The 21,186-nt window shown below is 40.2% G+C and carries 21 protein-coding genes; 4 read left to right on the forward strand and 17 right to left on the reverse strand.

Translation table 11 applies throughout. The annotated features are described in order from the left end of the window. Positions 1-3: 3 nt before the first annotated feature. On the forward strand, positions 4-615 hold the full coding sequence (bioD, locus tag AWW68_RS08815; protein ID WP_068219581.1) for a dethiobiotin synthase: 612 nt from the start codon (positions 4-6) through the stop codon (positions 613-615). Beyond that, positions 608-1,882, forward strand: coding sequence for an adenosylmethionine--8-amino-7-oxononanoate transaminase (bioA, locus tag AWW68_RS08820; protein ID WP_068219584.1), 1,275 nt, complete (start codon positions 608-610; stop codon positions 1,880-1,882). Before bioD ends, bioA begins: the two co-directional genes overlap by 8 nt. Here bioA and AWW68_RS08825 read toward each other — a convergent pair. The 5 genes from AWW68_RS08825 to AWW68_RS08845 all read right to left on the reverse strand — a co-directional run bounded on the left by AWW68_RS08825 (position 1,879) and on the right by AWW68_RS08845 (position 7,243). Continuing rightward, positions 1,879-4,326, reverse strand: coding sequence for an ABC transporter permease (locus AWW68_RS08825; RefSeq protein WP_068219587.1), 2,448 nt, complete (start codon positions 4,324-4,326; stop codon positions 1,879-1,881). The genes bioA and AWW68_RS08825 overlap by 4 nt on opposite strands. A gap of 159 nt (positions 4,327-4,485) precedes the next feature. Next, the gene (locus AWW68_RS08830; RefSeq protein ID WP_068219590.1) at positions 4,486-5,592 is read right to left on the reverse strand and encodes an adenylate/guanylate cyclase domain-containing protein; all 1,107 of its coding nucleotides are present in this window, start codon (positions 5,590-5,592) and stop codon (positions 4,486-4,488) included. A 132-nt stretch (positions 5,593-5,724) separates the two neighbouring features. Further along, positions 5,725-6,687, reverse strand: coding sequence for a sodium-dependent bicarbonate transport family permease (locus AWW68_RS08835; protein WP_068219593.1), 963 nt, complete (start codon positions 6,685-6,687; stop codon positions 5,725-5,727). A gap of 18 nt (positions 6,688-6,705) precedes the next feature. Then, positions 6,706-6,996: a hypothetical protein gene (locus tag AWW68_RS08840; protein WP_068219596.1), complete on the reverse strand. Its 291-nt coding sequence runs from the start codon at positions 6,994-6,996 to the stop codon at positions 6,706-6,708. 1 nt (position 6,997) lies between these two features. Beyond that, complete coding sequence (locus tag AWW68_RS08845; protein WP_068219599.1) at positions 6,998-7,243, reverse strand: hypothetical protein; 246 nt, start codon at positions 7,241-7,243, stop codon at positions 6,998-7,000. An 89-nt stretch (positions 7,244-7,332) separates the two neighbouring features. Between AWW68_RS08845 and AWW68_RS08850 the strand changes: the two genes are divergently transcribed. Continuing rightward, on the forward strand, positions 7,333-8,256 hold the full coding sequence (locus tag AWW68_RS08850; protein ID WP_068219601.1) for a LysR family transcriptional regulator: 924 nt from the start codon (positions 7,333-7,335) through the stop codon (positions 8,254-8,256). 267 nt (positions 8,257-8,523) lie between these two features. Next, positions 8,524-10,746 carry a catalase/peroxidase HPI gene (katG, locus tag AWW68_RS08855; RefSeq protein WP_068219604.1) on the forward strand — a complete coding sequence of 741 codons (2,223 nt, stop codon included), beginning with the start codon at positions 8,524-8,526 and terminating at the stop codon, positions 10,744-10,746. A 168-nt stretch (positions 10,747-10,914) separates the two neighbouring features. On the opposite strand, the gene AWW68_RS08860 is transcribed toward katG, so the two are convergent. The 12 genes from AWW68_RS08860 to AWW68_RS08920 all read right to left on the reverse strand — a co-directional run bounded on the left by AWW68_RS08860 (position 10,915) and on the right by AWW68_RS08920 (position 21,027). Beyond that, positions 10,915-11,355 carry a GNAT family N-acetyltransferase gene (locus AWW68_RS08860; RefSeq protein WP_068219607.1) on the reverse strand — a complete coding sequence of 147 codons (441 nt, stop codon included), beginning with the start codon at positions 11,353-11,355 and terminating at the stop codon, positions 10,915-10,917. A gap of 12 nt (positions 11,356-11,367) precedes the next feature. Then, positions 11,368-11,763, reverse strand: a complete 396-nt coding sequence (locus AWW68_RS08865; RefSeq protein WP_068219610.1) for a hypothetical protein — start codon at positions 11,761-11,763, stop codon at positions 11,368-11,370. A 153-nt stretch (positions 11,764-11,916) separates the two neighbouring features. Then, on the reverse strand, positions 11,917-12,768 hold the full coding sequence (locus AWW68_RS08870) for an NmrA family NAD(P)-binding protein (protein WP_068219612.1): 852 nt from the start codon (positions 12,766-12,768) through the stop codon (positions 11,917-11,919). 53 nt (positions 12,769-12,821) lie between these two features. Beyond that, positions 12,822-13,325: an anthrone oxygenase family protein gene (locus tag AWW68_RS08875; RefSeq protein WP_068219614.1), complete on the reverse strand. Its 504-nt coding sequence runs from the start codon at positions 13,323-13,325 to the stop codon at positions 12,822-12,824. A 99-nt stretch (positions 13,326-13,424) separates the two neighbouring features. Continuing rightward, positions 13,425-14,411: a helix-turn-helix domain-containing protein gene (locus AWW68_RS08880; RefSeq protein ID WP_068219617.1), complete on the reverse strand. Its 987-nt coding sequence runs from the start codon at positions 14,409-14,411 to the stop codon at positions 13,425-13,427. Then, on the reverse strand, positions 14,408-15,016 hold the full coding sequence (locus AWW68_RS08885) for a DUF4386 domain-containing protein (protein ID WP_068220782.1): 609 nt from the start codon (positions 15,014-15,016) through the stop codon (positions 14,408-14,410). Before AWW68_RS08885 ends, AWW68_RS08880 begins: the two co-directional genes overlap by 4 nt. Before the next feature lie 267 nt (positions 15,017-15,283). Beyond that, complete coding sequence (locus AWW68_RS20305; RefSeq protein ID WP_245660224.1) at positions 15,284-15,508, reverse strand: YybH family protein; 225 nt, start codon at positions 15,506-15,508, stop codon at positions 15,284-15,286. Between the two features lie 498 nt (positions 15,509-16,006). After that, complete coding sequence (locus AWW68_RS08900; RefSeq protein ID WP_068219623.1) at positions 16,007-16,900, reverse strand: tetratricopeptide repeat protein; 894 nt, start codon at positions 16,898-16,900, stop codon at positions 16,007-16,009. A gap of 23 nt (positions 16,901-16,923) precedes the next feature. After that, the gene (locus tag AWW68_RS08905) at positions 16,924-17,292 is read right to left on the reverse strand and encodes an iron chaperone (RefSeq protein ID WP_221405981.1); all 369 of its coding nucleotides are present in this window, start codon (positions 17,290-17,292) and stop codon (positions 16,924-16,926) included. 95 nt (positions 17,293-17,387) lie between these two features. Beyond that, positions 17,388-18,293, reverse strand: a complete 906-nt coding sequence (locus AWW68_RS08910; RefSeq protein WP_185101240.1) for a helix-turn-helix domain-containing protein — start codon at positions 18,291-18,293, stop codon at positions 17,388-17,390. Positions 18,294-18,990: 697 nt separating this feature from the next. Next, a complete protein-coding gene (locus tag AWW68_RS08915) occupies positions 18,991-19,746 on the reverse strand; it encodes an SDR family oxidoreductase (protein ID WP_317038753.1) in 756 nt (251 codons plus the stop codon). A gap of 267 nt (positions 19,747-20,013) precedes the next feature. Further along, positions 20,014-21,027 (reverse strand): LLM class flavin-dependent oxidoreductase, encoded by a 1,014-nt coding sequence (locus AWW68_RS08920; RefSeq protein WP_068219635.1) that lies wholly within the window; start codon positions 21,025-21,027, stop codon positions 20,014-20,016. Between the last annotated feature and the right edge of the window lie 159 nt (positions 21,028-21,186).

Here is a 21,186-nt window from a genome sequence, read left to right on the forward strand (position 1 = left end):
GGCATGAATTACTTTGTTACCGCCATTGGCACCGATAGTGGCAAAACACTAGTGTCTTCCATTTTGGTAGAAGCCTTAAAAGCAGACTATTGGAAGCCTATTCAAGCTGGTTTTCCTACAGATACGGAAGAAGTTAAGAAACTGGTGAGCAACTCTATAACACAGTTTCATCCAGAAACGCATCAGTTAAAGTTGCCAGCCTCTCCTCATGCAGCGGCTCGTTTCGAGCATCTTCATATTCAACTGGATGATTTTGTGGAGCCAGAAACTACTAATGAAATTGTGGTAGAAGGAGCTGGCGGAGTATTGGTGCCTATTAACCAAGAAGACTTTGTAATTGATATTGCGAAGGAATTGGAGATGGAAATTATTCTGGTAGCCAATTTGTATCTGGGAAGTATCAACCATACACTGCTCACGGTAGACTATTTAAAGCGAAATAACTTTAACGTGAAAGGCATCATTTTCAATGGAGATGGTAACCCAGAAAGTGAGCAGATTATTCTAAAGCATAGTGGGTATAGGCCGCTATTGCACTTGCCAAAACTTGGTAAAGTTACGCCAGAAGTAATTCAGTATTGGGCAGATCAATTGATGTTAAGCTGGTATGAGTAGTTGGTTAGAAAGAGATAAGAGTGCTATCTGGCATCCTTTTACTCCACTTAAAGGCATGACCGAACCGGAGATGTTAGAGAGGGCCGAGGGGGTGAATTTATACACCAAAGATGGAAAGAAAATTATCGATGTAATTTCTTCTTGGTGGGTTAATATTCATGGGCATAGCCATCCTTATATTGCTCAGGCTATTGCAGAGCAAGCCAATAAGCTTGAACATGTGATCTTTGCTGGTTTTACTCACGAACCAGCTATTCGATTAGCGGAGAGACTCCTTGATATTTTGCCCGATAACCAGTCTAAAATTTTCTTCTCAGATAATGGAAGTACAGCTACTGAGGTGGCCATCAAAATGGCTTTTCAATACTTTCATAATCAAGGGATTGAAAAGAAGAAAATCATAGCAATTGATGGTGCCTACCATGGAGACACATTTGGTGCCATGTCGGTGGGTGATAGAGGGCCATTTACAGCTCCTTTCGATCCGTATCTATTTGAGGTAGAGTTCATTGATTTTCCGGATGCTGATAAGGAAGATGAGGTGTGGAAACATTTCAAGGGGCTTGTAGAATCTGGAGATGTAGCTTCTTTTATTTTCGAACCAATAGTACAAGGAGCTTCTGGTATGAAGTTCTACTCTGCCGAGTTGCTCGATCGTATGATCGCTTTGGCTCAGGGGCATAATGTGATTTGCATTGCAGATGAGGTAATGACAGGCTTTGGCCGATTAGGACCCCTCTTTGCGGCAGACCTGCTAGAGCATAAGCCAGACATTATATGTTTGTCTAAAGGACTTACTGGAGGTGTTTTACCAATGGGTGTAACTTCTTGTACTGAGAAAATTCAAGAGGCATACCGGTCAAACGATCTGATGAAGACTTTTTTTCATGGGCATTCATTCACTGGTAACCCTATGATCTGCGCAGCAGCCAATGCTTCTTTAGACTTACTGTTAACGGATGATTGTAATAATAATCGCGAGCGGATCAATCAAAGGCATTTGGCTTTTCTGAAACAAATAGAGAATCACTCTATGGTTAGAAACGCGAGGGTAATCGGTACCATTTTGGCCTTCGATATCAATACTGAAAAAGATACATCATATTTCAACGAGGCCAGGCATCACCTTTACCCTTACTTTATTGAAAAAGGGCTCTTAATTCGTCCATTGGGGAATGTGATCTACTTAATACCACCATACATTATTTCTGATGATGATTTGGACTACGTTTACACTACAATTTTAGAGTTTTTGAATAGCTACTAGTGTGTAATATTACTGATAGCGTTTAATGGGTTTACTACAATAGCTTTCCACGATTGTTTGATGATAAGACCCGCAGAAAGAATGCAGAGAATTAAGATAGGCACAATGAGCATTAAGGGTTGTAGTTCTATTCGGTAAGTGAAGTTACTCAGCCAGTTTCTGACTCCTATAACTATTAGAGGAATGGAAATGGTGCTGCCTATAAATATGAGTCTTATAAAATCATAGATTAAAATATACAGTACTTGGGTAACTGTAGCCCCAAGTATTTTTCTCATTCCTATTTCTTTAGTGCGTTTTTGTGCTGTAAATGCAGATAGCGTGTATACTCCAATGCAAGCAATGAAAATGGCTACAGCAGTGAAGAGTACGAACAGACTTAGTAAGTTCTTTTCCAATTTAGACTGGTTTTCAAAACTCCTTGTAATGAAGTAGAACTTTGGTAAATCATACTGCAAGTCATTTTGAAATTGAGTTAATGCGGAGTTTATTTTTTCAGCAGAACTTCCTTTTACATTTAGGGAGATGTTAAAGTAGGTTGGATACCTAAAGCCTGTAACATAGACCATAGGCGGTTCATTTTTAGTCTCATTTTGGACAACTCCTTTAATAGTAAGCATGCTATTATACTTGCCTACTTCAGCTCCAATTGCACTTTCTGGGTTGTGAAAGTTCATCTTCTCTAAAGCCGACTCATTAATAATAATGCCTCTATAATCTTCTCCGAATTTTGAGCTAAAGTTAGTCCCGCTAATAAAGTGGGTAGTGTCGTTCTTCCAGTAATTGTGATCTATTAAAGAAAGGATAAACTTACCCTGAAAAGAGCTTGAGTCACCTTTTTGATACAATGGTTCAATTTCTTGTCTCATATTAATTTGACCATTGTATAAATTGGACACTTTGAACGAGTTAATTTTCTCCTCTAGAACTGCCTCATAAAGGTAACTCATGTTTAAGTCGGCAGCATATTCGTTTGCCCCAGTGAGCCCAGGAAACTTCCCTAGTACCTCTATCACTATGTTTCTATTATCCTTCTCTTTAAGAAACTCAAGTTGCTTATAAACTACATAGGCTCCTGAAATAAATATCAGACACATTGCTAATTGAAAGACAAGCAGGCCTTTCATAACTCGAGCTCCACGAGACGATTGTTTTGATTGAAAAATTAAATTCTTGCCTTTTAAAGCTTGAGTTAGCTTCAAAGAATTTAGTAGATATGAAGGGTAGGAGGCCGTGAGAAAGGTGCTAATGGCTACTAAAAATGCAACAATCAATACCAGAAGCGTAATCCGTTCAGAGTTTAAACCCACAGGGTAGCCTATATCTATAAAAAGGTCAGCAGACTTTTGGCCAATCATAAATATAACTGTACCGAGAATTGCGGCAACAAGGTTAATGAGCAGGGCTTCGTAAAAAATGCTTTTGCGTAAGCTGTTAGGTGTTACTCCTAGTAATTTTCTTATGCCAACCTCTTTTGCTCTGCCTAATGCTTTTATGATGGAATTATTGGCATAATTGGTTGTAGAAAGCAACAGCACGATAATGCCAATAGCCCCTAAAAAGACTAGAAGAATTGAGCTTGTAGGAGGGGAGGGTTGATTGGACGTTTGGTGACCAAGGTGTATTTTTTCAAAAGGGAAAAGCGCTGAGCTGCTAAAGAACGCACTTGGATTTTGGGTGTCTGTTTTTTCTTTATACAGTTGACTATTTAGGGTTCGATAGTCTACATTTTCATTTAGTAATACATAGGTATGTGTGTCTAGTATCTTGGTGTCTACTTTATAAGGATGACTGCTTTCAATAGAGAAAAGTGCATCGAAATGTAGGTGTGAGTTTTTAGGTAGCTGATTAAAGACGGCCACTACTTCATAAGGCTCAGCAAGTTTATCGAGAGATTCGGGTCGAACTTTTTCACCCAAAATGGATTGTCCAGAGTTGAATTTTTCTGGAAACAGCATTTCTGCCACTTGGGCTGAAATGGCAATGTTATTTGTTTTGGCTAGAAGGTGTTCTCTTTTTTCAATTATATCTATGTCTAGCAAGCTAAAAATGCTAGGGTCAGCAAAGTATGCTGTTTCAACATAATTGGTTTTCTTCTTGATGTTGGGGTGGGTTTTTAAGAAGACTGAGCGATTTTCAGAGTAAGGGATTAGTCTAAAATATCCCGATATTTCATTGAATTCATCAGTTAGCTTAGGTCCTTCTTCAAAGGGTGTTAGTGCATCTTTTTTGGTGATGTCTTGAAAATGATAACTATGGGTTTCTACCCTGTAGAGATTACTTGAGTTAGCATGAAACCTATCGAAGCTAAGTTCATGTATAATGAAGTTTGAAATGAAGAGGCAACTAGCAATCCCCAAAGCTAAACAGGTGATGTTTAACAGTGTAGTGCTATTCTTGCTCCACATACCTCTTAGAGAAATAAGGAGAAAGCTTTTAAGCATGTTTATTGTTTTCTATCCAACTACTATGCTTTCAAGCATTGTGCCAGCAACAAAATGCTTGAATTCATACAATATGATGAGGTTTTGTGTTTTTTTACTGAACAGTTTCGAACTCTAGAATGTCCATTATTGTGACAGATCAATAATGCGCTATGGCTTTTACAAGCTCTGGTTGTTGATATTCGTGTTTGGTTCAGATTGAGCTTGCTTGGGGTTCACCGCAAATATCTCCACAGTTTCTGTTTTTCCTCTCAAGGGAACATCACCTATTAATTTGAACTCAAAATGGCTCGATTTAACTAGTCTTCTTAAGTTTTCAGAGATAAGGATCATTTCATTAAACTCATTGCATTTGGCCAATATTCGGGCAGCTGTATTGAGTGTGTCTCCATGGTAGGCAATTTCCTTTTTATATCGCCCAACTTCGGTTGCGGTAACTCGTCCACAGTTAAGAGCAGCTTTAAAAGACGGAGCGGTATCGTACTTCTTTAAGTAATAGTCTTTTTTTCGTTCAAGAGTCTCTATAAAAGCAAAGTAAGAGTTGAGACATTGGTCTTTATTTAGCCCTTTGTTTAACTCCCAAGTAAGCACGGCTTCATCGCCTACATACTGATAAATTTCAGCTTCATATTCGTCTACCACCCCTAAATCATAAAAGCAATCTTGTATTAGCTGACTGTATTTAATATGGCCTAGTTTTTCTGCAATTGAGGTAGAAGACTGAAGGTCTAAAAACATAAATATTCGCTCTTCTTCATGCGGAATGTACAGCTTAGCAGTCAGGAGTTTGGTGAGGTTGCCTTCTCCTAGCATTAGGTTTACCTGACGAAGCCGGGTCATAAATATGTCTACCGTTATAATATAAAAGTATACTGGACCACTTCCTTCGTCCATTACAAATGTCCAAAATGCTATGTTATGTTTAAATACCACTTTGGTGACTATAAAAGCCAAAACAATAAACAGTACCAGGAAGAGAATTATGAAAGCCCCTTTGGCCAAACCGAGCTTAAGCACAGAAGCTTTACCGTAAATTTTCTCTTCTAGTATATACTGAAGACTACCAGAAATTATACCTCCAATTACTCCAAAAGTAGCAGCCAGAATAATAGACATTGTAATGCCTGGGTCGAAGGAGCCAATTTCTTCGGTACCAATACTTCTAACTATAGTAAGAAAAACAAGAGCGGGAGGCCAAAACAGCGCATACTGACGAATGATTCTTTTCTTTCTTCTTTTTTGCGCGCTGTCAAACTTACTTTTCATTGACCTGTGTTGTGACAAGGCGAAATTAGGCCTTTTCGTTTAAAAGACTCCCGTAAACACCCTCTAATTGCCCCTTTTGAGGCTTTAATTCTGCCTTTTAGATGTGTTTTCTGTGCTTATAGCTCTTAGGTTCTAAAACGCGTGGATAATTGATAAATATAAGGGCATGCCTAGTGTTATGTTGAGTGGAAAAGTAATAGCCAGAGCCATAGGCAAATAAAGGCTAGGGTTGGCCTTAGGTGCTGCCAACTTCATGGCTGCTGGCACTGCAATGTACGAGGCGCTTGCCGCTAAAATGGCAAATAGAAACTGATTGCCTTCTGAGCTGGTAACCCATTGACTGATAACCGCCACAACACATCCGTTGATGAGTGGTACTATGATGGCAAAAGCCAGAGCAAACCATCCGTTTTGCAGAAACGAGGCTAACTTCTTTCCGCTGGTAATACCCATGTCTAGTAGAAATACCGCTAAAAACCCTTTGAAAATGTCTGTAGTAAATGGCTCTATTCCTTGTGCCTGTGCATCATTTGCCAAAAAACCAATAATCAAACTACCAATAATTAGTATAACACTTCCATTGGTTAGCGCATGCTTTAATACATGTCCAAAAGACACTTTGTGCTCAACTTCTTTATTGAATAGGTTGAGTAATAGAACACCAACAATAATTGATGGGGCTTCCATTAAGGCCATAACTGCCACCATATGACCGCCAAAGTCTATTTCTAGCATTTCTAGAAATGAAACTGAAGTAACAAAGGTTACAGCACTCACCGAGCCGTAAGAGGCAGCAATGGCACCAGCATTCCAGACGCCCAGTTTTCTTTTCAGAAAAAAGAATGTGTACAGCGGTATTACTAAGGCCAATAGAATGCCGAAAAGTAAAGACCACATAATTTCTGAGTCTAGCTGGCTGTGAGCTAGTTCTTGCCCGCCTTTAAAGCCAATGGAGAATAAGAGGTATAAAGAAATGAATTTGGAAGAAGTACCCGGAATCTCTAGATCTGACTTAAGTTGAACCGCTAAAAGACCAAGAAAGAAAAAGAGAAGAGCCGGGTTTGTAAGGTTGTCTAGTAAAAGCTGTAATTCCATTTTGCTGCTACGGCAGTTTTACTTGATAAGATTGAGTTCGAACTTCAGGCTAAACTGAACATCGCAACCAAGGCCTTCTGCCTGACCGATTCTGTCGTTGAGCTCTTGCTGTTGTACTTTTAGCTGAGAGAGTTGGGCTTGAAGAGAAGAGGCTGCTTGACCGTTTACGCCTTTTTCAAATTGCTCCAGACTCTCCTGATTCAATTGTTGATTAATTTTTGAAATTAAACCATTGATACTCGCTTTGGCTTTTGCTGGAGAAAGCTCTCTACTAAGAAGCTCCACCTTGTTTTTTTGTTCTTTGATCATTTTACTTCTGTTTAGGACTGATTACATAATTGATTGCTACTAAGAATATGACAGCAGCTGCCGATAGTGCTGGGCCAATAAGAGCGCTGCTTAGCCTGCTCACTGGTACTAGCCAGCAGCCTAACGCCATAATTACTATGCCCAGAAATAAGACTCTTGCAGAGTACTGCTGAACACTTTGGTCTAGTCGGCTAGAAGCCTTCTGATCGGCCGCTTTTTGTGTAAGTTTTGAAGTAGAACTATTCATCTGCTATTCTTTGGTTTCGGGCACAAAGATGTGTAGCGACATTGATTAATTTTTATTTATATTTGATATGAAAAGCATAAATAAAATTTATGGATTACACACTTCATCAACTCAGGATATTCCATAAAATAGCTCAGGTTCAGAGTGTTACAAAGGCTGCGGAAGAGCTGTTTTTAACCCAGCCAGCCATCTCAATTCAGCTTAAAAAATTTCAAGAACAGTTCTCTGTACCCCTGTTTGAAATAGTAGGAAGGCAGCTTTATATCACTGATTTTGGAAAAGAAATTGCAGAAACAGCAGAGAAAATTCTAAACGAAGTACAGGCCATAAACTACAAAACACTCACTTATAAAAATCAACTGGCGGGAAGACTGAAGGTGTCGGTTGTATCAACTGGCAAGTATGTAATGCCCTACTTTCTATCTGAATTTATGAACCACAATAGGGGAGTAGATTTGGTGATGGATGTTACCAATAAAACACGAGTTATTGAGAGTTTGGAGCGCAATGAAGTAGACTTTTCGTTAGTGTCTGTGGTGCCAGATCAGCTAAAGGCCGAGCGGGTGCCACTGTTAAAAAATAAACTCTATTTGGTGGGTAGTCCTCAGTTGAAAGTAGAGGCTAAAGACAAGAAGATGGGCTTCCTTAAAAAGTATCCTCTCATATACAGGGAGGAGGGCTCAGCTACAAGAAATGCAATGGAAGAGTTCATTCAGTCCAGGTCAATTTCTACCTATAAGAAACTAGAATTAACTTCCAATGAGGCCGTTAAGCAGGCGGTTATTGCGGGATTGGGATATTCAATTATGCCATTAATTGGCCTGAAAAATGAACTTAAAAGCCATCAGTTGGAAATTATCCCCTTAAAAGGCCTACCAATAATTACTCAGTGGAACCTCATTTGGATGAAGTCTAAGAACCTATCGCCAGTTGCTAAAGCATATTTAGAACATATAGAGCAGAACAAAGATCAATTGATCGGTCAGCATTTCGATTGGTACGAGAAGTATTAGTATATAAGCTTCTGCTAGTAGATATATTCCACCTACCTATGGTCTTTTAGTGGATAATTCGATTCATGAAAAAATGTATCTTTTTGGTTTTCAGTGATGTGTGGTGCAGCTGCACTAAACAAATCTTGACCTTTCATTCTTAATAGTGTAAATTCTAGTTCATAATTAAGTCCGATAGAGTATAGATTATATAAATATGAATGACATGTTTATTGTCTTTTTATATCGGATCTTTAATACTGTTGAACGTAAAAGAAAATTATCAATATGGAAAGTAACAAACCTCATGGTAAGCTGGGCGATATAAACGATTGCCCATTTTTTGGTGGTACAGCGCCTAAACAAGCAGCAGGCGGTGGTACGAGAAACAAAGACTGGTGGCCCAACCAGTTACCCGTGAATATCCTTCGTCAAAATTCATCTTTATCTAACCCAATGGGTGAAGATTTTGACTATGCAGAGGAATTCAAAAAGCTCGATTACGAGGCACTTAAGAAAGACTTGACAGATTTGATGACCGACTCTCAAGAGTGGTGGCCAGCCGATTTTGGTCATTATGGAGGTTTGTTTATTCGCATGGCTTGGCATGCTGCCGGAACTTACCGTATTGGTGACGGTCGTGGTGGTGCAGGTACCGGTCAGCAACGGTATGCGCCATTAAATAGTTGGCCAGATAATGCCAACCTAGACAAAGCAAGAAGGTTGCTTTGGCCTATTAAGCAGAAGTATGGAAACAAAATTTCTTGGGCCGACTTAATGGTGCTTACTGGAAACGTTGCCTTAGAATCTATGGGCTTTAAGACTTTCGGTTTTGGAGGTGGTAGAGCCGATGTATGGGAACCAGAAGAAGATGTTTATTGGGGTTCGGAAACCACTTGGCTTGGAGATAAGAGATACTCGGGAGAGAGAGACTTGGAAGATCCGTTGGCTGCTGTGGTTATGGGGCTTATTTATGTAGACCCAGAAGGTCCTAACGGAAACGGAGATCCTGTTTCTGCTGCTAAAGACATTAGAGAGACCTTTAAAAGAATGGCCATGAACGATGAAGAGACCGTAGCGTTAATTGCAGGTGGTCACTCTTTCGGTAAAACCCACGGAATGGCAGACCCAAGCAAGCATGTAGGTTCTGAACCTGAAGGAGCTTCTATTGAACTTCAGGGGTTTGGGTGGATGAGCTCACATAAAAGTGGCTCTGGTCCTGATGCTATTACTGGTGGTCCAGAAGTTACTTGGACGCAAACGCCTACTCAATGGAGTAATAAGTTCTTTGAAAATCTTTTCGCTTATGAGTGGGAAATGGAAAGAAGCCCAGCAGGTGCTAAGCAGTGGGTTGCTAAAGACGCAGAGGCTACAATTCCAGATGCTTTCGACCCAAACAAGAAGCATAAGCCAACTATGCTAACTACAGACCTTTCGCTCAGAATGGATCCTGAGTATGAGAAAATATCGAGGAGGTTTTTAGAGAATCCTGATCAGTTTGCAGATGCTTTTGCTCGAGCTTGGTACAAGTTGACACACAGAGATATGGGGCCAATCTCTAGGTATCTTGGGCCTGAAGTACCTAGTGAAGAACTAATTTGGCAAGATCCGCTTCCTGAAGTAGATCATGAGCTGGTAGATGATAAAGATGTAGAAGAACTAAAAGGGAATATTTTAGCCTCAGGGCTTTCAATTTCTGAACTAGTTTCTACTGCGTGGGCATCTGCCTCAACCTTTAGGGGTTCAGATTTTAAAGGGGGTGCGAATGGCGCTAGGGTGCGTTTAGCTCCACAAAAAGATTGGGAAGTTAATAAGCCTGAGCAGTTGGCTAAAGTGTTAGATACTTTGGGCAGCATCCGAGAAGAGTTTAATGCCAATCAGTCTGGAAATAAAAAAGTTTCTCTGGCAGACCTCATAGTGCTAGGTGGCTGTGCTGCAATAGAAAAAGCGGCTAAAGATGGTGGATACGATGTAAGCGTACCATTCACGCCAGGCAGAACCGATGCCTCTGAAGAACAGACGGATGCTGAAGCTATGCAATACTTAGAACCATATGCCGATGGTTTCAGAAACTATAGAAGAACAAGGTTTGAGGTGTCTACAGAAGAGCTTTTGGTAGATAAAGCTCAATTATTGACCCTCACTGCTCCTGAAATGACGGTATTAGTTGGTGGTATGAGAATGCTAGATACCAACTACGATGATTCTAAGCACGGTGTGTTTACCGAAAATCCTGGTCAACTTTCAAATGACTTCTTTAAGAACTTACTGGATATGTCTACTGAATGGAAGCCTAAAACAGATGACAATGAGGTCTTCGAAGGTAAGGATAGAAAGACTGGTGAGGTGAAGTGGACTGGCACCCGAGCCGATTTGATTTTCGGTTCTAACTCAGAACTTAGAGCTTTAGCAGAAGTTTATGCTCAAAATGATAACGAATCGAAATTTGTTAATGATTTTGTAGCAGCATGGAATAAGGTTATGATGGCTGATAGGTTCGATTTGGCCTAGCTGCTTGAGTTATAAATAGTTTAGAGGCTGTCTCAAAAAAAACGCTTGTCTTCATCATTCCCAGCTTGGCTGGGAACCTCCATCGGGCCTGAATGCCGACTTGGTATGCTCAAGATTTACCTAAGTGGAGGAGAGAATGACTGTTAGCTTTTTGAGGTAGCCTCTTTTTTACTTAAGCTTTAAGTGCAAAATAGGGTAAGGCTTTCCTTGCGGGTCGGTTTCAGACCTGCCTATCACAGCAAAACCCTGCTTAAGGTAGAAGGCCGTGGCCTCAGGGTTCTGTTCGTTAACATCAACCTTCTGAATTCTTAATTGCTCTATGGCGTAGTTAAGCAATAATTTCCCCAAACCTTTTCTTCGTAAGTCAGGGTGAAGAAAAAGCATTTCTAAATTTCCTTCGGCTGCTCCCAAGAAGCCGACAATTTTACCATCCGAATTTTTTAGACTTCTAAGTTCTACCAAGTCAAGGTACTGGTTGAGAATCAGTGGTTTGAAATACGCGATATCTGCTTCAGATAAAAAGTGATGTGTAGCTCTTACAGATGCCTCCCATACTTCAATAATGCTTGTATATTCGCTTTTATCAACGGTGTTAATGATGTAGTTCATTAGAGGTGTTCTTTAATTGGAGGCCGAAATTATTTTGTCCTTGTTGAGTAGAAGCTTAACCGTTTCTCCTTCAGGATCAATGAATTTTAAGGTGATATAGGTGTAACCTTCTTCGTGCTTATCTCCAAGGCTAGCCGAGAATAGCCCTAGCCTGTTTGTACTTCTGTTAATACGCGAAAGTGCTTCTTGAATTTTAGGGAATATCGTGTCCTGATGGTCTATTAGATGGTCAATAGCTCTCACTTCTTCTTCGAGCGCATCGTGAACAAAGTCGGCTGATTTTCCATCGATGTAGAGTATAACCAATCCGTTTGTTGGCTCATCTAGGTTTATGGAGTATTCATTTCTATCTACTAAACGTAAATCTGTAGAACCAAAAATGGAAATGGTACTGTCAAATTCTCTCATGTTCTTGCCATCCTATTAGAAAGGGCAAAGTACAACAAAAGCAAACTTCATATTGTCTGAAAAAGTTTATTGTTAAACCTGGTTGTAAAAGAAAATGACAGTAAGCCTGTTTTAGGATGTTCTGCCTCAAAGGTCTGAGGCAGAACAATTATTCTAATGTTTATACTGTAGTACTTTTGAAGGCTTATTCCAAATACCGGTTCGTGCTGTTTTTTCTGCGTAGCTTCTAAAGTTGGTTGCTTCCCTACCTAAAACCTCATTTATGTCGTGAGATATGGTCTGGTTTTCCGCGTTGCCTAACACTTCTTTAAATAGGTAGGAGAAGAGCCAAATGTAATCTTGCGGCAAGCCTGCCTCTTTCATCATTTTTGCGTAGGCTTCTATGCTCACTCCTTGAAAAGCGATGTTTCTACCCGTGGTATTGGCAATTTCTTGCACAACCTGTTTGAAGTTCAGTTTTTCTGGGCCAGTAACCGTTAAGGTTCGGCCATTCCATTTGTCGTTGAGCAGCGCTTGTACAGCTACTTCTGCAATGTCGTTGGCATCTACAAAGGGTACTTCGGCTTCGGCCATGGGTAGTGCCACTTCGCCTGCCAAAATTGGGTCTAATAAAAAGCTCTCGCTAAAGTTTTGGTTGAACCAAGAGGCTCTTACCAAGGTGTGTTTCAACCCTGAGTTGGCCACTATTTGTTCACAAGCCTCAGCTTCTTTTTCGCCTTTTCCGGAAAGTAGAACCAGTTTTTCTACATTCGCTCGTTTGGCTGCTTCAGTTAGTTGCTCAATAGCTTCTTTGGCTCCAGGTACGGCCAAATCTGGATAGTAAGAGATGTAGACGGCATCCATTCCGGCCAATGCAGCCTCGTAAGATTCTGTTTTTTGCCAATCGAATGATGGGTTTTCAGACCTGCTTCCATTTCGAACGGCATGCCCTTCTTCTTTCAATAGCTTAGCTACTCTACTTCCTGTTTTACCAGTAGCGCCAATAACCAAAATTTGTTTTTTCATAACCTTGTTGTTTTTGAGTTTTAATGAACCTTTCGGCTCAGGTATAATTGATTTTAATTTTTATTCTGAGTGAGTAGAGCTACTAAGAGAAGTGAAAAGGAGATTACCGAAAACACTGTTCGTATGAGGTGATATCTATTCCACTTAACCTCATAATTGGCTCTAATTTCTACTAGTCGTAAGTCGATTAAAGCAGTGAGATTAATGGAGTCTAACCAATTGTTAAGCGGAACATTTCCTGCGGCAGTCACTGCGAACGTACCTCCTGCATAACTTAGTGTGGCCAAAAGGAGTAGTATGAAAACACCTTTATCTACCATCTGATAATGGAGGTATGTGCTCCAAATTAAAAAGGCCAAAGCACCAATAAAGATGAACATGAACCAAGGGTTAAGAATGGCTCTGTTAATATGCTGCATGGTTTCTAGATAGCTCTGATCTGAAACTCTTTTGGTGCCAGAAATTACCGAAACCTGCCATGCATAAAATAGCCCGGCCGATAGCCCTGTGGTGAGTAGGGCTAAAAAAGTGATGATTGTTCTAAGAGGTAGCTCCATGCTGCTTGCTTTTTAACAGCAGCAAAATTGGGGCTGATATAGATGGTTTTATTGATTTTTCGCGCCAGCTTTTTGACACTTTGTGCCAACTGGATATTTCTATTGCGATTTTCTAAACTCTACTGGTGAAGTACCAGTCCAGCGTTTAAAGGCCCTGTTGAAAGCACTTTGCTCTGAAAAGCCTGTTCTAAAAGCTATCTCTCCAACTGAATTGTCGGTATTTCTTAGTAGGTCCTCTGAAATCTCTTGCTGTGTCTGGCTCACCAGGTTTCTATAATTATAGCCACTTTCTGATAGTCTTCGGTTTAAAGATCTTTTACTCAGGCCTAAGGCCTCGCTTATTCTCTCTATGCTTGGTATGCCACTGGGAAGGGCGTTTGTCACCAGTTTTTTAATATCTGCCAATAGTTTGTATGCACTAATTTCTATTCCTTTTGCTTCTTCGTCCATACGCTCACTCAAAAACCGATTAATACTTTCGTCAGCTTTAGCGGTTCTGGTGTTTAGGTCGGTTCTGCGGTATGTGATGTAATTATGAGGCTGCTCAAAGTTTATCGGACAGCGAAAGGTTTCGTTGTATAGGGCTAGGTTTTCGTGTGGTTGGTGTTGAAAGGAAACCTCAACGGGAAAGAATTTTTCCCCCGTTATGGCCTGAACAACCGTAACTGTGGCAGAAAAAGTGGCCTCGTTAGATCTTGCTACTCCCATTCTGTAGGGTTCTCTATGGAGATAGATCCGAGAGTGTTCTCCAATGTCTTCAACTTCAAATACATAAGTATTCGTGAGCAGGTTAAAATACCTGACGCTTCTATCGAAGAGGTCGCGTGCTTTAGAGCATGTCTTCCAAGAGAGGCCTAATACTCCATAGTCATCCATTTCCATATTAGACCCAACCCTGAGGGCACACCCGGTTGGTAATTTCTCATGAGCTATTTCATGAAGCTCAAAGAATAGGTCTGCTGGCACTGCGTCCGGTCTTTCATTACCTTCCACCAAAGGAATACTTGGTATGGCCTCTTTGGGCAAGCCTTCGCTTAAGACTTGCTTTACCATTTTGTCGTATAGTTTGATGGAAGTAAACTTCATTTTCCTGCTTTTAGTAGGAGCCAAATAGCAAATGCCATTTCTCCCAAAATACTCGGTATGGCTACTAGCATTAAGAAGACATCAGCATATTCTGAGTAGTTGGGCATAATAAAATGTGCAACAGTATCTACCATATACATGATTCCCGCGAGCGTAAGAAAAATCATGATCCACTTAGGTGGCTTGGCAATTCTAGCTAAGAGAATGAGGTGGCCTCCAAAGAAAAATAAACCAATAAGCCACATGTTATTGAATGCTTCAACCTGATGTAAAATGGCATCGGCAGTTGTTGCTTTTAGAGCTAAAGGAAGAGCAAAGATGGCGGCTCCCATTATAGCCGCATGCATTATTCTTAAATAGGTACTTAACCTTGTAAATACATGCTCTTTGTACATTTCAAAAAGTGCCCAAGCGACTATAACATCAAAAAAGACAGTGAGAAGAAAGGCTACTATTCCGAACCTTACGGTTATCTCGTTGTTCTGAACGGTTTCTAAGGGAGTAGCTAATAGTGCCTCCAAAACAAAGAAGTTGGCAAAAATGGCAGCAAAAAATATTACTATATAGCTTATGCCAGCGGTTTTGGCTAAAAATCTGATATTCATGATGTTGTATTTGTGTTGAAGAAAAAATCCAATGAAAATAACCAATGAATGTAGCCTATGCAAATACATGATTTAGCCAGGATGAGCTGATCAACAGTGATGAGAAACACAACCTGAATTACAAATGAGAGCCTTATTCTTTAGGGATTGGGAGGCCATGCATTCTTAAGAAAGAGAGTTTGTCCCAGTAGCCCCTTTGCAGTTTAATTTTGCCATTTTCAATCTGAAAGAAACCACACCCTCTTAGTCCTAAAGGATCTTTCCATTCTAAAATGGCCAATCTTCATCTTCAAAGATGTTTTCTACAATGCAGGTCATTTCTGCATTGTCAAATTCAGACTGAAACATGGTACGGATATGCTCTCTACCTTTTACTGGTGAGTTGGCTACCTGATGGTTTATTGCGTCTTCTGTATAGAGCGCTGCGAGCGCATTGGCATCTGCTTGGTTAAAGTGTTCAACAAAACGCTCAACAATCTGCTTAGGGGGCATAGTGGGCTTTTGGGTAAAAGTGATCAATTAGCCATTGTAAATCAATACAATACAAGCTTGATTGAATTCAGTCTAAATTGAGATTGCTTGATAGTCAAACAATTACAAATTTCTGGGCGTATATTGAATAAACTAAAAAGGAAAAAAGATATGTCAATAAGATTAGCCTCTAATTGTTCTCATTGCGAATCGTTATCTACTGAGAACATGTGTTCAGTTCATAAACTGAAAGTAAATGAAAATTATACCTGCGATAGATTCTCGCTTATTTTCAAGCTAGATTTAGATAGAGATTGTAATAATTGCTTAAGGAACAATACAGACTCTTGTGCTCACCCTCAAAAAGCTGCAGAAGGCATGTTGTGTAGCAGTTGGGCTCCTCAGGCAGACTAGGCTAAAATCTTCCTATAGATAAAGGCTATCTCAAAAGCTAATATTTCGTTGTTCCAGATTGCAATCGAGAATGACAGTTAGCCTTTGAGGTAGCCTCTTTTTTTGCTACTTCTTCTTGTCTGAAAGGTATTGTTTATAAGGCAGTGCTTCTTCAAGTTCTTGCATAATCGGTTCGTAGAACTCTTCTTTGGGCACACCTAGTTTTCTTGCCATTTCTATGTTGCTCCAAGCCGCTTTATATTCTTCTAGTCTAATTTTCACCAATGCCCTTTGGTAATAATGATATCCATGATCTGGCGAAAGCTTTTGAGAAATCTCAAAGACAGAGTCGCTTTTTAGCATCAGTTCCCTGTTGTCTGGAAATCCTTCACTGTAATAATTATATGCAATTACTGCATGATTTCGACCATCAGTTGGGTCTAATTCCATTAGTTTATATATACAATTTAGGCCATTTTCTTTGCGTCCTTGGTTCAGGCTTTCTAGTGCTGTTTCCCATAGGTATTCATATTCATCCGATCCGTAAGAGTTGATTCCAAAAAACCATTTGGTGTCATTGTCTTTTTTTAATGCACCATAGGCCCTGATTCTAACGGCCATTTGGTCACCTTTTTTTAGTTCTTGTTTCCAATAGGTAATCAACGACTCCTGAATAGGAAGGTAAATGGGGCCTTCAGGCGTATTTAAAAGTACCTCATGTTTAAATAAGCCTTTAGCATCTTGGCCAAAAAAGCTACTTAAAAGCTTATTGAAATATTCTAGGTCAGTTTTTTCTATAGCTCGAATAGTTCCGCCATACTCGGCTAAGAGCATATAGCCAAAAGTGCCAGCATAAGAAAAGTGAGAAGCCTCAGTATCATTAAGAGAATTGGCTTTTTGGTAGTAAGAAATTACGTCTGTCCATTCAGCAAAAGTGTCTGCATTTCGGTTGTGTGCTACTTGGCTAAAAACAGAAATATTTAGTGCTATAATAAGTAATAGAGTGAAGCTCGATTTCATTTGTGTGTGCTTTGATATTGTAATTAAGGGGTTGAGTTTAATTCTTTAACTCTGAAAATCACAATCTGCTTGATCAAATCCAAGGGTAATTTTTCTTCTATCTTAAACTGCACTGTGCCTTTGCCTGTAGTGTATGGAGCGAGCTCTTCTTTAAATGCATCTATTGCCGTGGGGAATGGGTAAAACGAAATATGGTTTTTATAACCTGCCATCATTACCTGTTGATCGCGCTTGCCATTTTCAATAAGAGCATAACAGGGAATGCCGTAGTTTATTTTTTCTTCAGCATGTGGGGCAGCTTCGAGAATGCACTGACGAAGCTGCTGTAGTTTGTTAAGTACTTCACTAGACTGATCGGCAAAGTACTCTTCTACAGTGTTGTACGATTTCATTTTTCCCATTACGGAAGTTAGTAAATTAAGGTGAGCTTTAAGTTGAAGGTTGGGCTGCCCAGTAGCTCCGATCAATTTTCACCAACAATTTTTTATTAGTTGAACGATTGCCTGAAGTCAGAAGGAGAAAGGTTAACCTTCTTTTTGAAAAACCGACTAAAAGATTGACTGTGCTCAAAGCCTAGTTCATAGGCTATTTCGCTAATGCTCAACTGACTGGTAGAGAGCCTCTCTTTGGCCGCTTCTATAAGTTTAGTCTGTATGTGCTGTTGTGTGTTTTGTCCAGTTTGAGCTTTGAGGAGGCTACTTAGGTAGTTGGGAGACATATTTATGGCTTCGGCTAGCTGATGCACAGAAGGTAAGCCTTCATTCTGAATGTTCTTTTGCTGGAAATAATCGTTCAGCCAGTCTTCAACCTTGGTTAATACGGCATGGTTACTGATTTGTCTGGTGATAAATTGTCTCTGATAGAACCGATCAGCATAGTTTAATAGTACTTCAATGTGAGAGATAATGATGTTCTGACTAAACCTATCAATATTGGAGTGGTACTCTTCTTCAATGCTCTTTAGAATACCAATCATTGACTGTTCTTCTTTGTTAGATAAAAAGAGCGCTTCATTGACCTTGTACCCAAAGAATTCATACTGTTTGATTTTCTTGGCTAAAGCCGTATTCCATAGAAAGTCTGGGTGAATAAAAAGAAGCCAGCCCGATGGTTTGCTGCCATTTTCATAATTGGCTTTTACGCTGATTACTTGGCCAGGTGAAACAAATGACATCAGGCCTTCATCGAAGTCATAAGGTTGATGGCCATATTTCATTTTGCCTTGTACTCCATGCTTCATAGCGATGGAATAGTAGGGAGATACCATGCTGATCTCATCATTTTCTGTTTGATAATTTACCTGACTGTAATCAACCAGGCTAACTAGAGGATGTTCTGGCTTTGGCAATCCGGCTAGCCGATGGTAGTCGCTTATGGATTTGATGCGATGCATATTACTTATGTAATTTACTTTTATTGGGCTATTTCTCCTTTTGAAAGGGGCATTTTAACTTTCTTAGAGTCTCTTTAGCTCGCTGAGGTTTCTCTTGCAGACTCTGAGCTGATCTTTTTCACCAAAGCCCTATGTTGGAGACTCTGATAGAGTTGAGATTCCTGATAAATCTTTTGATTGGAAAATTTATCAAAAGATTTTCCGGAATGACGTTCTATTTTTAAATCAACGTTCCACCAGAAGCTTCAATTCGCTGAGCAGTGAGCCAGTGAGCATCGTCTGTGCATTGAAAAGCCACTTATCTCACTCAGAGTCTCTCTTTTGAGGACTCTGAGTTGATCCTTTTATCAGAGTCCCATACTGGAGGTATTACCCCTAACCCCGATGTCTTTGGGCCCTGAAGGGGACTTTGTCGTCAGTCGACAAGTTTTCATCTCTCACCCTTTAGGGCAGGGGTAGAAACTGCCTTTATTAAATCAACGTTCCGCCAGAAGCTTCCATGCGCTGAGCAGTGAGCCAATGTGCATCGTCTGTGCATAGAAAAGCCACTTATCTCACTCAGAGTCTCTCTTTTGAGGACTCTGAGCTGACCCTTTCATCAGAGTCCCATACTGGAGACTCTGATGGGGTTGAGATTCCGGATAAATCTTTTGATTGGAAAATTTATCAAAAGATTTTCCGGAATGACGTTCTACTTTTAGATCAACGTTCCACCAGAAGCCTCAATTCGCTGAGCAGTGAGCCAGTGAGCATCGTGAGTGCAAAGAAAAGCCACAATGCTGCCAATATCTTCTGGTTCTCCTACACGGCCTAAGGCTGTGAAATTAGAGATTAACGATCGTTTCTTTTCATCGTCTCTGTTCGACCCACCTCCGAAGTCTGTGGCTACCGCTCCTGGAGCTACTACATTGGCTCTAATGCCTCTTGGTCCTAATTCTTTGGCTAAATACTTTGTGAATGTCTCAATGGCACCTTTCATGGAGGCATAAGCCGATGAACCCGGAAGAGTAAATCTTGCTAGGCCAGATGAAATATTGATAATGCCACCACCATCGTTCAAAAATGATAGCGCCTTTTGAGTGAAGAAATAGACTCCTTTAAAGTGAATGTTCATTAAGTCGTCAAAGTCTGCTTCTGTGGTTTCTGCGAAAGGTTTGTAAATGCCTGTTCCGGCATTGTTTACCAAGTAGTCAAAGTGCTTTTTTCCATATTCTGACTCTAGTATGCTTCCTAATTCAGTATAAAATGAATCGAATGAGCTAATGTCTCTTGTGTCGAGTTGAAGGGCAAAAGCCTTTCTACCTGTTTTGACTACTTCCGCTACTACTTTGTTAGCAGCTTTTTTATTGCTGTGGTAGGTGATTACTACATCTAAACCTTTTTGAGCAATATTGATGGCCATATCTCGGCCAAGGCCTCTGCTGCCACCAGTTATTAAAGCTATTTTTCTCATTGTCATGGTCTTTCTATTTGTTCATAACAAAGGTGGTGGAACTCAGTTCAGCCCAAGTAACCCAATCTCAGGATGTTGTAACCGGATAGGGGAAAGGAGTAAATTCAGACCGTCATTACGAGGAATTAAAGTTGCGAGAGCGAACTTTTATGACGAAGTAATCTGCTTGTTTTTTGCATTATTGCTCTTATCGAACAGATTACCACGTCACAACTTTGGCAAGTGTCAAGCTTTTTCCTCGCGATGACGATAATCTATAGGGTAACTTCATATCTTGATTTCTGACATTATCTCAGAGAAAATCTGGTAAGATCGAAGTCTGTCTTGATGATCGAAGATGTGAGAAGCCACCATAATTTCATTGATGCCAGTTTGTTTGATGAACTCTTCTGTTTTCTCTTTTACCGTCTCTTTCGATCCAACAAAAGCATATTTCAGCATGCGTTGAAAAGCTTCGTGTTCAGCTAATGCTTTTAAGTCAGCCGTCATTTCTGTTGGCGGCTGCATATAATCAATGTTGTTTGTTAACACGCCATACATCATTCTGATTAAAGAAGTGGACAGCTTTTCTGCTTCTTTATTGGTATCGGCTGCAATCACATTCACACAGGCTATGGTGTATGGTTCTTTCAGGTATTCTGAGGGTTGAAATTCATTATGATAAATACTGAAAGCTTCAAAAAGCTGTGCAGGTGCAAAGTGGCTAGCAAAGGCATAAGGGAGTCCCATTTTGGCAGCCAAGTGAGCGCTATCGGTGCTTGAGCCTAGAATGTATAAAGGAACGTTGGTGCCCTCTGCCACATAAGCCCTAACGTGTGATGAGCTATTTTCTGGTGAGAAATACTGCTGAATTTGAGCGACCTCTTCTGGAAACGACATCACAGATTTCATTCTATCAGGTCTTATGGCATGCGCTGTTGCTTGGTCTGTCCCTGGTGCTCGGCCTAAACCCATATCTATTCGGTTCGGATAAAGTGAGCCTAAGGTTCCGAATTGTTCTGATACAATTAGCGGGGAGTGGTTTGGAAGCATGATACCACCTGAGCCTACTCTTATTGAGTTTGTACTTTGTGCAATGTGGCCTATTAATACTACTGTGGCAGAGCTAGCAATGCTAACCATGTTATGATGCTCGGCTAACCAGAAGCGATGGTAGCCCCAGTTTTCTGCCTTTTGGGCTAGTTCTACGCTATTTTTAAAAGTCTGATTATGGGTTGAACCTACTCCCATAGAGGCAAGCTCTAAAATGGAATATTTGAATTCTTTCGATTGTTCTGTCATAACTATTTACTAGAAATATCTACTAGTGCGTACATAACAGATTTGATGTCTAAAAATTCCATTTAGATAGAAAAGAAGAGCTTCATGTACAGGAATTGTTGGAGTCATTTTAATGGGAATGAGCTCTAAAAAAGAAACTACCGATTTGAGCAAGCAGGT

It is taken from the genome of Roseivirga spongicola, from assembly GCF_001592965.1.
GTDB lineage: Bacteria > Bacteroidota > Bacteroidia > Cytophagales > Cyclobacteriaceae > Roseivirga > Roseivirga spongicola.